A 14,401-nucleotide genomic window follows, 5' to 3' on the forward strand; every position below is an offset into this window, starting at 1 on the left:
GGTCGCCTCAAGAGCAGTTGAAAGCCCAGGACCTGCCGGCGGTGTCGGCGGTGCCGTGGGCTCCGAGCGGGGAATCGAAGGGGCTGCCCTTCCTCTCGGGCGCAACGCAGACGCACGACCGACGAGGCCGCGTGGCAGGGACAGAGCAGGTTTCGGTTCCGATCGCTCAAGGTGGGCAATCCACGGTGACGGTCGTGCCGGCGTCGTTCTCCCAGTCCGGGCGGAAAGCCACCGCCGTCCAGCCCCGGACCGTGGCATCGCCGACCAATGACAAAGGCGCGGGTGACTTCTCCGCCCTCCCCGGAACGGGCGCTTCCCAGTGGGGATCCACGTCCCAGACGGGTGGGTTCACATGGTCGTATCCCTTGCCGGGCCGCGAAGCGCCCGCCGGTGGATCACCGTCTCTGTCTCTGTCGTACGATTCCTCTCGCGTGGATGGATTGACGGCGGCCACCAACAACCAGGCCAGCACGGTCGGAGACGGGTGGGTTCTTGCAGGACTGGGTTCGATCCGGCAGAAGTTCGGTTCGTGCCTGGACCAAGACGTCGCCGATTCCTACGACCTCTGCGGAAACAAGGGCGGACAGTCGTTTTCCATCGCGTTCGGCGGACGTTCCGGGAAAATCATCAAGGACGCCGCGTCGGGCGTTTTCAAGCTCGAGAACGATGACAACACTAAGATCGAGTACCTCACCGGATCGGGCCAGAACGGTTCCTACGACGGCGGGTACTGGAAACTGACCGACACCGCGGGCACCCAGTATTTCTTCGGACGGAACAAGCTTCCCGGATGGGCCAACGGATCTGCGACGACCAACTCGGTGGACACGGTCCCCGTGGGTGCGGCGAACTCCAGCCAACCGTGCGCTGCAGGATCCTTCGGCGCCTCCCTCTGTCAGCAGGCGGCTGCGTGGAATCTCGACTACGTCGTGGATGTCCACGGCAATTCTCAGGCGGTCTACTACGCGCAGGACACCAATTTCTACGCCTCTCAGAAGGGCACCGGAGCACGGTTGTCCTATGTGCGGTCCTCCCGCCCGATCAGGGTCGACTACGGGATGCGCTCCGGTGACGAGCTCGAGGCCAACGCGGCCCCGTTGCAGTACGTTTTCAGCTACACCGGACGCTGCACCGGGACGGATTGCAGCAAGGGCAGCGACATTCCCGCGACGTACTCGTGCACCGCCTCGGGAACGTGTGAGATGCAGTCGCCCACGTTCTACTCAGACCAGCGCTTGCAGACCATCACCACGAAGACGCTGGTGGGCTCCGCTTACCAGAACATCGACACCTGGACTCTGGCACACACTTTCCCGGACCCGGGCGATGGGACCAAGCCCGCCCTCTGGCTGGGCTCCGTCACGCACACCGCCGCGGATACGACGTCGGGCCGCACAGCTGTGACCGATCCCGCTGTGGTGTTCTCCGGCCAGACGCTGCAGAACAGGGTGTGGGTAGTGGATGGCCAGGCGCCCCTGGACCGTTACCGCATCTCCGGAATCAAACTGCCCACCGGTGGCGTGGTGTCTGTAAGCTACCTCGCGGCGGAATGCACGCCGACGAATCTGCCCGCGTCTCCTGAGACCAATAACAAGCGCTGTTTCCCGCAGCGGTGGGCTCCGACCACTCCGATTCCTGAGACTGCCCGTACCGATTACTTCCACATCTACCCGGTGGCAGCCATCGGCATCGCCGCGGGCCCGGGTGGCGGAGTCGACATGCTCACGCGGTACCAGTACATCGGCACCCCCGCCTGGAAGTACCCCGAACAGAAATACGTGACGGGCAAGGGCGGCACGGACATGACCTGGTCCGTGGCGGCCGGGTGGGCTCAGGTGAAGACCATCAAGGGCAACAATTCGGGCACGGCGAATCCCACGTCGATCGCCACGTATCTGAGAGGACTGGACGGCACCCCGTCTGATTCAAGTGGCGGCACCAGAGCGTCCACGGTGACCACCACCGATGGCACCGCCATCACGGATTCGCCGTGGCTGACGGGCATGCAGGTGGAGACTCAGAGTTTCCTCGGCGACACCACGACGCGCCTGTCCAGTTCCATCACCGTCCCCTGGGCCTCGTCGCCGACGGCGACGTCGACCGCAGCGCTGGGTTCGGCAACTGCTCGCCACATCGGGGTTGCCACCCAGAAGACGGTCCAGGCGTCCGGTCAGACGGCGGCTCCCATCAATGGGGCCAGGTCCCGGACCACGACCCTGACCCACGACGGTTACGGCCGTGTCACGGCCACGAGCAACACCGCGCAGACCGGTGGCACGGATGCCTCGTGCCAGCTGACGGTGTTTGCGGACAACACAGGCGCGAATCTCCTGGGGCTGCCCGCCACTCAGACCACGCGAAAGGGTGAGTGCTCCGGCGGCACCAGCACCGGGGATATTCTGACCGCGTCGCGTACGCTGTACGACTCCTCGGCCTCCGCTGATCCAGGGAGCAACGGGTATCAGGCTCCCACCAAGGGCCAGGTGACCCGTACCGACACGGCGACTGAGACCAACGGTGGGTCGGTGTCGACGTGGCTCACGGGCGACACCATCGGCTATGACTCGCTCGGCCGGGCTATCAGCTCGACCGATCCGACCACCGGGACCGACCGGGTCACCGCCACGACCTACAGTCCCGCCACAGGCCTCCCGACGACGGTGACCTCCACCAATCCCTTGGGCTGGACGTCGAGCCAGACGTTCGATGCCTCCCGCGGTTCGGCCCTCACCGCCACGGATGTCAACGGCAACGTGTCCACCAGTGAATACGATTCGTCCGGACGCCTGGTCAAGCAGTGGGACGCGCTTCGTCCCAAGGCGAACTATCCCACTCCGTCGCTCGCCATCACCTACGCGGTGTCGCAGACGGCGCCGTCGTCCATCAAAACCGATCGGGTCAACAACTCGGGTGGGATCGTCAGCGGGTATGCGATCTTCGATGGGCTGGGCCGTGCCCGTCAGACGCAGACGGCTTCGCCGATCGGTGGCACCATCGCCACGGACACGTATTACAACAGTGCTGGAGATCTCGCCAAGAGCGTCCACGAGTACTACATGACGAATGCGCCGTCGGGGACGCTCTTCATCCCCACCATCGCGGTCCCGTCCTCCACCACCTACGCCTACGATGCCGCAGGACGTGTCACAACGACCTCGGACGTGGCCAATGACAATCAAACCCTGTGGACCAGCACGCTGGCGTACGCGGGGACCGACACGGTCACCAGCACCGGCCCTACTCCTCCGGGAGGCACAGCTGCGGCTTCGGCGAAGCAAAGCGTGACGGACCTCGATGGCAACGCTGTGGCGAATGTTCTGTTCCGCGGCCCGACCACAGCGTCGGCGAAGGACACCAGCACGTACACCTTCGACACGCTCGGACAGATGACCTCGATGAAGGACGTCGCCGGCAACACGTGGAGCTGGACCTACGACGCCGCGGGGCGCCAGGTCTCCGCCACTGACCCGGATGCCGGCGCGAGTTCGCTGAGCTACGATGCGAGCGGTCGGCTGGCGACCACCACTGACGCTCTCGGCACGGTCACGAAGAACGAGTATGACGCGTTGGACCGGTCGGTCAAGACGACCGTGGCGGTCAGTGGGGGTACGGAGAAGACTCTCGTCACCCGGAGTTACGACAGCGAGAAGAAGGGTCAGCTCAGTTCCGAAACCCGGTACAACGGGACGAACTACGATCAGGCCGTCATCTCGACCTACGCGAACTACAACGCCAATAACCAGCCGGGAACGTCCACCGTGACCGTTCCATCCGGGCTGGGAACCTTCGCCGGAACGTACACCACGACCGCAAGCTATCGACAGAATGGTCTTCCGAACACCCAGAGCATCCCGGCCCTGGGAGGCCTGGCGGCGGAGACCCTGACGTCGTCCTACGACAGCGCCGATCGGCCGATCGCCCTCGAAAGCAATCTCGGCGACAACATCGCCACGAACGGTGCCTACAACAACCTGGGCTGGCTGGGGTCCTTCCAGCAGTGGGACAAGAACTCTGTCTATTCGACCAACCCCACCGTCGGCACCACAGCCACTTACTTCGACTATGACGCGACCACGCAGCGAGTTGTCGCTGTTCGGAGTGACAACAAGTCCAAGGGCGTGATCGCCGACCTCGGCAAGACGAGCTACAAGTACGACGCCGCAGGGAAGATCACCAACCGGAATCAGTCGTGGTCCGCTCGGACCAATAAGCCGGTCGACAATCAGTGCTTCGCCTATGACTACGCGGATCGTCTGGCTGCTGCCTGGAGCCCCACCGCCGCCTGCGGTGCCGCCCCGGCATCCAGCGCCACCTCCGTCACCGGCCTCGGAGGGCCTGCGGCCTACGCCCAGACCTACACGTACACGGCAGGTGGAGATCGTGCCCAGGTCAAGCGCTTCGGTCCCACCGGTGCCCTGGCGTCCACTGAGGCTTACAGTTATCAGGGAACCGGCCACCGTCTGTCCGGGATGACGAGCACCCCCGCCACGGGGACTGCGACTTCCGCGTCGTTCGGGTGGGACGCTGCGGGACGGATGACCACGAGGGCCGGGCAGACGCTGAACTACACGGCGGACGGCAAGCTCGCCGGCACGTCAGGCAGCACCACGCTGTCTGGTAACCCCAACCCGAACAGTGCTTCGGGTAACCCGCCTGCGTCGACGGCGACAGGTGACACTCAGCGGTTCTATACCGCCGGTGGAGACCTCATCGGAATCACCGACGGGACTGGAACGACGTTCACTCTGGGAATGACGACGGCGCATGCCACGACGGCCGGCGCTGTCACCGCAACGCGGTCGTACAGCTTCGCCGGGAAGGCAGTCGCCGAGCGCACAGCCAAATCCGGGGTTTCCCAGCTGACTGTCATCCTGAGTGATCGGGTGAACACCGGCCAGACGATGGTCCTGCCCACGACCGCGACTGCCGGTACCACCGCTGTCGTCAGGTTCACTGATCCGTACGGTCTGGCCCGTGGCCCGACCCAATCGGCGGTCGCCAACGCCGCTTTCGCGGCCGCGCCAGCTGGCGCTCGCGGAGTGGGAAGCAATGCCGCCAACCCTGCCGGGTTCGGCGCCGTCAACGGCTACATCGGAAAGCTGGCCGACTCGCAGTCGAAGCTCGTTCAGGTGGGCGCCCGAGAACTCGACCCGACGCTGGGTGTCTTCACTGCGCCGGACCCAATCCTTGAACGTTCTGATCAGCGGCTCTTCAGCCCCTACATGTATTCGGGAGCTGACCCGGTCAATTTCTCGGACCCCAGCGGCCTGTTCCTATGTGACGTGTGCAACGGGTACGAGTCGCGTCCCAACGTGCCGATCAACCACACGAAGGGCCCGATCAAGGACTACGGCAAGAAGTGGGAGCAAGCCCAGTACGGAACTCTGACCGTCGCACCGGGAGGCCCTGGAAACTACTACTACGGTACGAGCAACCCCTACTGGCGATACACGGGCGCCGCTACGATCGGGAACCTTCCAACTGCGAATCCTGTAAAGAAGGTCGCCGAACAAACTGCAAAGTCGTTCGTTCACAATGCGACTGAAGTCCTTTCCTGGGTTCAGGACCTCGCATGCAATACACCCAACGGTATATGTGCGGCCGTCACAGTTCTGTACGCGGTAGGTAGCATTGCAGACGGCCTGAACGAAAACCCCAACGACGTTGGGGGAGCACTGGCTAGAGGGCTCGGGGGAGCAGTCCTGGGCGCCGTTCCTGTGGGCGGCAAAGCGCTTAAGGCGGGAATGCGTGTCGCTAAAGCGACCGAGAAGGTGGCGGCACGCTCTGTGTTGGAGGGTGCTAAAAGGGTGTCGGGAAAGTTCCCCCGTTCTGCCGAGCCCAATCAAACCCTATTCCGCCAAGACCCTAGTGGTAGAGTGACAAGTTACCAGGTTTACGGAGCGGATGGTTTACCGCAGAAGCGGGTGGACGTCCAGGGTGCATCCCATAATAAAGTTGATACGCCCCACGTAATGGAATTCGAGAGGCACACTAATCCAAAGACGGGGGAAACGTACATAAATACAAGTGGCAACGTGCGCCCCGCCACACCGGAGGAATTGAATGGACTACCCTAAAGCTTTTGATGTGCAGCTATTGCCGAAATTTAGATCTTGGGCCTACTCCCTGGTTCCTCCGGCGAGGCCGCTTGCGTACATGGCAAATCATCTGTCAACAACGAATGCGTCGATTTTCCTGGATATTGTAGTCCCGCAATTTCTGGTTAGAGATGATTGCGTGCTTGTGGAATTTCTTACATCGGACAAGTCTTTCGTTCAGTGGAAGGAGCTTCACAACGGGGACGTTAGTCGAATTGAGAGGTCAGTCAATCGACTCATATTGTGGTCGTGGTTCGATTTTGATAATGAGATTGAAGAGCGCGCAATTGAGTCGATGGCGGAAAAGATCGCATTTTCATGGAGGTCCTGCGCCAGCGCCGCATTCCCTGACAGGAATTTTGAGGTGTCGGTTGTAAATGACTACGGTCCGACCGTAGTTCTGTCCAGCACTCCGTAGAGTTCGCGAATTTCCTAGGGTGGCTTGGTGGCGCTGGGCATACCGTGGTTTTTTGGGATGGGGTGGTTTCGCGCGCAGTAGGGAAAATTTAGGGGAAAGAGGTTCAATGCCTTATGGATCTGGAGAGCCCTATCAAGTATTTGTTCCGTCTCGAGAGTGAATTTTCGAGTCCCCTGTGCGCATCGAGTTCGTTGAGCAACCGTGGGTGGCTATCAAAGCGGGCCTGAAATGGCGAGGCCCGGATTTTTCGGGCTGGCCGGTGTTAATCGAAGGCTGGCGGGCCTGGAAACGGCTTCTGATGCTCATATTTTGGGCAAGGGGGTTTCCTGGACGGGGGTTTGCTGTTTTTGGATCCTTGGTATGGGCCACGTGCGGAGTCTCTCCCGAGTTTAAGACGAAGGCCTTCCTTAAGGAGGCATCGTAGATGCATGGCCCTGATTCACACTCCTGTGTGCCGAACCCAAAAACAAAGACAGTATGCTCGGGGCAAAGCCTCTGTGGATAGCCAGGAAGCGCACCATCCGCAGGATCGCAGGAAGCGACCGGCTTGGGGGCAACGACGGGCAAGGCTCCGTTGCCCTACTCAGCCCAGCGGCAGCTGCAGGCTCGGCACCGGGGTCTGGGGCGGGAGCTCGCGGGTCGCCGCTGCGGGGCGCAGCGAGTCCTCGATGAGGGCGACCGGGCGGCGCCAGGCGCTCGTGCCGCGTTCGATGGTGTCCACGGAGCCGATCAGCATGGCGACGATCCGGATGACGTCCTCCTGCGACACATCGCCGCGGATCGTGCCCTGCCGCTGCGCCCGGCCCAGGAGCATCCCGAGCGCCTCGATGATGTTGCCGCTGATGGTCGTCAGGACGCCGCGGCGGCCCACGAGCGCATCCAGCAGCATCGACTCTTCGGCCGCCACCTGGACGATCGACTCGATGACCCGCATGAGGGCGTCCCCGGCATCCGGCTCCACCAGGGCCTGCACCACCACGGGGTCCACATGTTCCCGCAGCTGTCGCGAGATGACCGCGAGGACCAGGGCTTCCTTGTCGGCGAAATTCCGGAACAGCGTCGCCGGGCCCACCTTGGCGGTCTCCGCGATGAACTGCAGAGGAACCTCCGGACCACGCTCGTGGAAACACTCGCGGGCGGCCGTGATGATCTTTTCAACGTTCCGCGCCGCGTCTGCACGCAGCGGTCGGCCCCCCTGACGGTATTCCATCTGATCAGCATAGCCAGCCGTGGCACACTAGGGGCGGAAGCGGTCCAAGGTACCGCTTTCATGACATGACCCCGACGAAAGGCAGCCCCATGATCGTCGCATTCTCCGTCGCCCCGTCCGGCGCTCCCGCGGGATCCGAAGCCCCGAGCGACGCTTCCGTCCATGACGCGGTGGCCGCCGCGGTCAAGGTCGTCCGCGAATCCGGTCTCCCGAATCACACGAGTTCCATGTTCACCGAGATCGAGGGCGAATGGGACGAGGTCATGGACGTGGTCAAGCGCGCGACCTTCGCCGTGGCCGAGTACGGTTCGCGCGTCTCCCTGGTCCTCAAGGCCGACATCCGTCCGGGCTACACGGGCGAGCTGAGCGGCAAAGTGGAACGGCTCGAAAAGGCCCTCGACGACCTTTCGTGAACCTCCTCACGCCCTCTACCGGCGGGCCCGGCAGCGTGCCTAGCATGGCCTCATGAGCGCATTCGAGCACAGATCCCAGCCGGAATGGGTCGCCATGGAGGAGTGGATCTCCAGCACGGTCGTCCACCCGGATCCGGCCCTTGACCAGGCCATCCGCACCGCCCAGGCCGCGGGGATGCCGCCCATCGAGGTCGCACCGAACTCCGGCAAGCTCCTGGAGCTCCTGGTCCGGATCCGTGGAGCCCGGCGGGTTCTCGAGATCGGCACGCTGGCCGGATTCAGCACGCTCTTCATGGCCCGCGCGCTCCCGGAGGACGGGCGGCTGGTGACCATCGAGTTCAAGGCCGAGCACGCCGCCGTCGCGCGTAAGAATCTCGACGACGCCGGCGTCGGCTCGCGCGTCGATGTCAGGGTGGGCGCCGCGTTGGACGTCCTGCCCACCCTGGAGGGCGGGGAACCGTTCGATCTGGTGTTCATCGACGCGGACAAGCAGAACAACTCGAAATACCTCGACTGGGCCGCACGACTGGGCCGCCCCGGCACCGTGGTGGTCCTCGACAACACCGTCTGGGAGGGCGCGCCGCTGCACCCCGAGATGGATCCCGTGAACGCCCCGGCGATCCGGGCTTCGCTCGAACTGCTCGGCGAGGACCCGCGCTTCGACGCCACGGTCCTCCAGACGGTCGGGTCCAAGGGCTGGGACGGATTCGCGCTGGCCGTGCTGCGCTGAACCGGGGCCGTCTCCGCATCCTTACGCCTAGTACGCTGGACGCTATGAAACAGGGGCAGAAGGCGCAGCCGACGGGGCCCGTGGAGGGCGTCCATGCCGTGGATCAGGGCGAGGCCGAACTCATCCGGGATCTCGACCTCGCGAACGGCTGGCTCCTGCGGCTCAACGGCGTCCAGAGCTCCCATATCGACCTCGACGACCCGGGCCACTTGAGCTTCGAGTACATGCGCTGGATCGCGGCTCTGGTCGAGGACCGCTGGCCGGCCGGGACCACGGATCGCGTCCGCCTGCTGCACCTCGGCGGGGCGGCCTGCTCGCTCGCCCGCTACTTCCACCACGTCTTCCCGGAGTCGCGTCAGGTGGTGGTGGAGCTCGACGCCGCGCTCGCCACCGCGGTGCGCGACTGGTTCGACCTCCCCAGGGCGCCGTTCCTCCGCATCCGGGTGGGCGAGGCCCGCGCCGTGACCGAGACGCTCAGCCCCGCCAGCCGGGACGTGGTGATCCGCGACGTGTTCGCGCAGGGTGTCACCCCCGCCTCCCTGACCAGCCGTGAGTTCACCGAGCACGCGGCACGGGTCCTCGGGCCGGACGGGGTGTATGTGGTGAATTGCGGCTCCGCCCCGGACCTGAAATCGGCGCGCGAAGAGGCGGCGACCATCGCCTCCGTCTTCCCGCACGTGGCGATCGTCGCGGACGCCCCCATGCTCAAGGGCCGGCGCTTCGGCAATGTGATCATCGCGGGAAGCTTCACGGCCTTCCCCGGCTCGGCGTCCATGGTCCGGACCCTGCTGGGTGGTGGCGTTCCCGCTCAGTACCTGGACGACGCGCGGGTGCGCGAGTTCGCGCGCGACGCCGCCGTCCGGCACGACGCGCCGTCGTCGTAGGCGGCGTCCGGGCGACGGACACCGGGTAGCCGCTCAGACTTTGGGGGAGCCGGCGCTCTCGCCGGTCCAGACGCCGAACCACTGCTCGGCGCCGTACTCCTCGAACACCTCGACTTCGCGGAAGCCGAGTCGCTGCGCCAGCCGCAGCGAGGCCTCGTTCGCGGTCTGTGTGGGCAGGACGACCGGTTCGCCCGGGAACGCCGTCGCGAACCAGCCGAGAGCGGCCATGCAGGCCTCGGTGGCGTAGCCCCGGCCCCAGGCGGCGGGCAGGAACAGGTACCCGAGTTGGGCCTCGTTCCCTTCCGGACGCACGTGGCCGGGATGCTCCGCGTCCCGCCGGTCGAAGGTCACCATGCCGAGGAATTCGCCTTCCCGTTCGACGACGAAGAAGCCCTCGCGCCGCCCGGGGATCTCCGGCACGGACGCCTCGAGCTCCTCCCGGGGCCTCGCTCCGCCCGTGTACGTGCCGACCTCGGGCGACGCGAACAGGTCGATGAGGCCCGCGCGGTCCCGTGCTTCCGAGACGCGCAAGGTCAGTCGCTCGGTGGTGATCGGCGGCGGTGGCCAGGGGGCCGGTCCCAGAGGCTGCATGGGTTCATCGTAGGGCGGGGCGCACCGGGTCTGTCGAGGCCCCACCTGGTGCGGTGCGGCTCTGCGCGGTGCGGCTCAGAGCCGGGACGATCGGACGGCGTCGTGGATCGCGGGGGCTTCCGTGACGCCGTCGTCGGCCAGGAAGTGCCCGGCGCCCTCGACCACCTGTGGCTCCGTGCCGAGCAGGGCGGCCAGTCGGTCCGTGTGCGTCGTCGGCACGAACTCATCGCGGTCCGAGCGGAGCACCACGAGACGGTCGAGGTGCTCCGCCAGCCCGGCCACCGCGAGCCTATCGACCGGGGCGCCGTCGGCGATGAAACCGTCGAGCTCCGGAAGAGCCGGCAAAGGGTCGAGGAATCCGGCCACCAGGGCGAGCGTGCCCAGCCGCCACGGACCGGCGAGCGACCCCAGTGCACGCAGCACCGCCAGGCAGCCCAGGCTGTGCGCCACGACGATCGTCCCGGCGTCGGGCGTCCCGAGCGCCGTCCGCACCGCGTCCTCCCACGCCACGGGATCCGGGCTGAGCGGGTCCGGGAGCGCCGGCGCCGTCACCGGGATGCCGTCGTCCTCCAGCCGCTGCGCCAGCCAGCCGAACCAATGATCCTCGGGGGTGGCGCCGTAGCCGTGGAAGATCAGAGCCCTTCGGCCCGTTGTCGTAGATGCCATGACAGGGACGCTAAACCTTCACGCCCGCGTGAAGGTCAAGACGGGAAGGGGATCCGGATGCGGATCGGCGAACTGGCGGCGGCCAGCGGAGTGAGTGCGCGGGCGCTGCGCCACTACGAGGAGCAGGGCGTCCTGACCCCGGGCCGCACCCGCGCCGGCTATCGCGACTACGTGGCGTCCGACGTCGTGCGGGTCCAACAGATCAGGGCGATGATCGCTGCCGGCGTGGGCACCGCGACCATCCGCCGCTACCTCGACTGCCTGCGCGACGGCGGGGACGGCGTCGCGCTGGAACTGTGCCCGGATCTGCGGGCGGAACTCGACGGCCTCGCCGAGCGGCTGACCGCTCAGGAGCGGGAGATCCAGGGGAAGCGGCAGCGGCTGAGCGGGCTGCTCGCGGGCGGATGAGGGCTCTGCCAAGTGTGACGATTCATGACCCTGACGGTTCTCATAACGACTTCTTTTTCAACCGGGCTTCTTATTCGTTCACCACGTGAAACATCACTTTCAGAGATTTCCGAGGCCTGCTTAGGCTGTGCGGGTATTCGTTCACAGGGACATCACCATTCCGCCTGTGGATTCCTCCTGCCCCCAGAAGGGTCTCAGAATGACGCTCATCAAGAAGCCGGTCGCAGCCATCGCGGGACTGCTCGCAGGTGCTCTTTTCCTCGGCGCCTGCGCCCCGGCCGTCGAGTCTGACCCAGGCACGGAGAAGGCGGACCTGAGCAAGCTGAAGGACGAGTTCTACAAGGCCTCCGACCCGGGGAAGAGCCCGGCCGCCGCCACGCAGCGCAAGGATTCGTTCGTCACCACCATCAGCAAGCCGGGTGGGGTGTTCCTCCCCGGCTTCTATGACAACGGCTGGGACGGGAACGCGGTGCAGCCGATCTTCGCCTCCCTCGTGGTGTTCAACGACGCGGGCGAGCCGGTGCCGGATCTGGCCGAGAAGTGGGAGGTGTCCTCCGACAACCTCACGTACACGTTCCACCTCCGCAAGGACCTGACGTTCAGCGACGGCTCGCCCCTCACCGCGGAAGACGTCGCCTTCACGCTGACCCTGCTCAACGACCCCGCCTACGCCGGGGGCGTGGACTTCTCCGACATCGTCATCGCCGGCACCAAGGAATTCCGCAAGGGCTCCGCAAGCTCGTTGTCCGGCATCACGGTGGTGGACCCCTCGACGATCCGCATCGTCACCCAGAAGCCGAACCCCCTCGCCCTGCGCACCCTCGGCGGGCCCGTGATCTCGAAGGCCTACTACGGCAAGGGCTACGTCAAGGGAAAGCTCGACTACCTCAAGAGCCTGTACGGCAAGCCCCTCGGCGCAGGCCCCTACGCGCTGGAGCAGTATGTGGAGGGCCAGGAGATCCGTTACCGGGCCAATGACCACTACTACAGCGGCAAGCCGTCCATCGCGCGGTTGATCTTCAAGGTGGTCTCCAGCGACTCCGCCCTGCAGAACTTCCAGAACGGGGACATCGACCACGGCGGTTTCGGCAGCGACCCGGCGAACCTCAAGGAACTCCAGGGGCTCGGCTTCGCCGACATCCGTGCCCGGGTCATCTCCGACTACGGCGCCATCTGGGTCAACAACAAGAAGCCGGCGCTCGCCGACACCAAGGTCCGTCAGGCGCTGTACTACGGCCTGGACCGCCAGCAGATCGTGGACGCCAAGTTCAAGGGTCTGGGACAGGTGGCGGACGTCTTCGCGGCCCCGACCCAGTGGTCCTACACGAACGACGGCGTGACCTCCTATGGCTTCGACGCGAAGAAGGCAGGGCAGCTGCTGGATGAGGCCGGCTGGAAGGCCCAGGCCGGCGGCACGCGGGAGAAGGACGGCAAGAAGCTCACCCTGTCCTACATCACCACCAAGCAGGACGATCCGGTGATCCCGATCGCGAAGAAGGACTACAAGGACCTCGGCATCGATTTCGTGCCGGAGGTGCTCGACTCGAACACGGCTTTCGACCGCCTCAACAACGGGGACTACGACCTCGCAGGCTTCCGCAGCAACGGTCTGAGCGACCCCAACGACGCCGTGTCCGAGTTCGGCACCACCGATCCCGCGATCAATGTCACCGGCTATGCGAACCCGGAGGTGACCGCCTTGATCAAGAAGGGCATCTCGACCTTCGACCGGGCGGCCCGGCAGAAGATCTACACCGAGCTGTACCAGAAGCTCAGCCAGGATCCGCCGATCATCCTGCTCGACTACCGGAAGTCCCTCTCGGCCTGGAACGCCCGCATCCAGAACGGCGAGCTGTACACGACCGGCAGCGATGACGCGGCCCTCGCGCTGGCGAAGCTGAAGATCGCGGGCTAGCCGCCCGGCGTCGTCCGTCACCCGCTACGAACGGTTCCCATGACCCGCTACGTCCTCAAGAGACTGGGACTGATGGCACTGCTGCTCGTCGGTGTCTCCGTCCTGGTGTTCTTCCTCTTCGCCCTCATGCCGGGCGACTACTTCAGCTCGAACCGCCAGCTCACGCCGCAGCGCAAGGCGGAGCTCCGTGCCCTGAACGGCCTGGACCAGCCGGTGCTGGTGCGGTACTTCATCTGGCTCGGCAACATGCTGCGCGGTGAGTTCGGGTACTCCCTGGTCTACAACCGCCCGGTGACGGAACTCCTCGGACCGCTGATCGGCAACTCCTTCCTCATCGCGTTCGCAGGGTTCCTGCTGACCTGGGCGATCGCCCTGGTGTGTGGCGTGCTGTCCGCGACCCGGCAGTACTCCTGGTTCGACCGGCTTGTCACCGCCGGGCTGTTCGCCTCCCTGTCGGTGCCGTCGTTCTTCATCGGCCTGCTGGCCATCAAGGTGTTCGCGGTCGATCTCCGGTGGCTGCCGACGGGTGGGATGCTCGACACCGCGAGTTCCTCCGACGGCTTCGCGCAGGTCCTGGAGATCGCCCGGCACATGGTGCTCCCGGTGGGCATCCTCACCTTCCTCGGGGCCGGCGCGCTCACCCGCTACTTCCGGAGCGGGATGCTGGAGGCGCTGCACGCGGACTTCATCCGCACGGCGCGGGCGAAGGGGCTGAGGGAGCGCACCGTGGTGTTCTCCCATGCGCTGCGCAATGCCCTGCTGCCCGCGATCACGCTCCTGGCGTTCGAGCTTCCGGCCCTGTTCTCCGGGGCCATCATCACCGAACAGATCTTCAACTGGCCCGGGGTGGGACGGATCCAGCTCGAATCGGTGCAGACGCGCGACTACGCGGTGCTCATGACCGTCACCATGCTCCTGGCGTTCCTCACGATCCTGGGCAGCTTCCTGGCGGACGTGCTCTACGCCGTGGCCGACCCCCGGGTGCGGCTTCTCGGATCGAGGAGGGCGGCATGAGTCACGTGGACATAGAGCTTTCGCCCCGAGACACAGGACCCTCGGGGAGGAGCG

General features: G+C 65.3%; 10 protein-coding genes. 7 read left to right on the plus strand and 3 right to left on the minus strand.

All coding sequences use genetic code 11. The annotated features are described in order from the left end of the window. Positions 1-440 precede the first annotated feature (440 nt). On the plus strand, positions 441-6,077 hold the full coding sequence (locus P9849_RS01550; RefSeq protein WP_278267991.1) for a polymorphic toxin type 24 domain-containing protein: 5,637 nt from the start codon (positions 441-443) through the stop codon (positions 6,075-6,077). Between the two features lie 1,022 nt (positions 6,078-7,099). Here P9849_RS01550 and P9849_RS01555 read toward each other — a convergent pair. Continuing rightward, positions 7,100-7,726, minus strand: a complete 627-nt coding sequence (locus P9849_RS01555) for a TetR/AcrR family transcriptional regulator (protein ID WP_278267992.1) — start codon at positions 7,724-7,726, stop codon at positions 7,100-7,102. An 89-nt stretch (positions 7,727-7,815) separates the two neighbouring features. Between P9849_RS01555 and P9849_RS01560 the strand changes: the two genes are divergently transcribed. The 3 genes from P9849_RS01560 to P9849_RS01570 are packed head-to-tail and all read left to right on the plus strand — an operon-like array spanning position 7,816 to position 9,753. Further along, positions 7,816-8,139, plus strand: a complete 324-nt coding sequence (locus P9849_RS01560; RefSeq protein ID WP_278267993.1) for a thiamine-binding protein — start codon at positions 7,816-7,818, stop codon at positions 8,137-8,139. A 52-nt stretch (positions 8,140-8,191) separates the two neighbouring features. Further along, positions 8,192-8,869: an O-methyltransferase gene (locus tag P9849_RS01565; protein ID WP_278267994.1), complete on the plus strand. Its 678-nt coding sequence runs from the start codon at positions 8,192-8,194 to the stop codon at positions 8,867-8,869. Between the two features lie 44 nt (positions 8,870-8,913). After that, positions 8,914-9,753: a fused MFS/spermidine synthase gene (locus P9849_RS01570; protein WP_278267995.1), complete on the plus strand. Its 840-nt coding sequence runs from the start codon at positions 8,914-8,916 to the stop codon at positions 9,751-9,753. A gap of 33 nt (positions 9,754-9,786) precedes the next feature. Here the strand turns inward: P9849_RS01570 and P9849_RS01575 are convergent, their stop codons facing one another. Beyond that, positions 9,787-10,344 (minus strand): GNAT family N-acetyltransferase, encoded by a 558-nt coding sequence (locus P9849_RS01575; protein WP_278267996.1) that lies wholly within the window; start codon positions 10,342-10,344, stop codon positions 9,787-9,789. A gap of 75 nt (positions 10,345-10,419) precedes the next feature. Beyond that, a complete protein-coding gene (locus P9849_RS01580; RefSeq protein ID WP_278267997.1) occupies positions 10,420-11,010 on the minus strand; it encodes an alpha/beta hydrolase in 591 nt (196 codons plus the stop codon). A 57-nt stretch (positions 11,011-11,067) separates the two neighbouring features. On the opposite strand from P9849_RS01580, the gene P9849_RS01585 reads away from it, so the two are divergent. From P9849_RS01585 to P9849_RS01595, 3 genes are all read left to right on the plus strand, one after another. Then, positions 11,068-11,418: a MerR family transcriptional regulator gene (locus tag P9849_RS01585; RefSeq protein WP_278267998.1), complete on the plus strand. Its 351-nt coding sequence runs from the start codon at positions 11,068-11,070 to the stop codon at positions 11,416-11,418. Positions 11,419-11,617: 199 nt separating this feature from the next. Continuing rightward, on the plus strand, positions 11,618-13,333 hold the full coding sequence (locus tag P9849_RS01590; RefSeq protein WP_278267999.1) for an ABC transporter substrate-binding protein: 1,716 nt from the start codon (positions 11,618-11,620) through the stop codon (positions 13,331-13,333). Between the two features lie 39 nt (positions 13,334-13,372). After that, positions 13,373-14,347 (plus strand): ABC transporter permease, encoded by a 975-nt coding sequence (locus P9849_RS01595; RefSeq protein ID WP_278268000.1) that lies wholly within the window; start codon positions 13,373-13,375, stop codon positions 14,345-14,347. Positions 14,348-14,401: the final 54 nt, after the last annotated feature.

The sequence above is a fragment of the Arthrobacter sp. Y-9 genome (genome assembly GCF_029690065.1).
Lineage (GTDB): Bacteria > Actinomycetota > Actinomycetes > Actinomycetales > Micrococcaceae > Arthrobacter_E.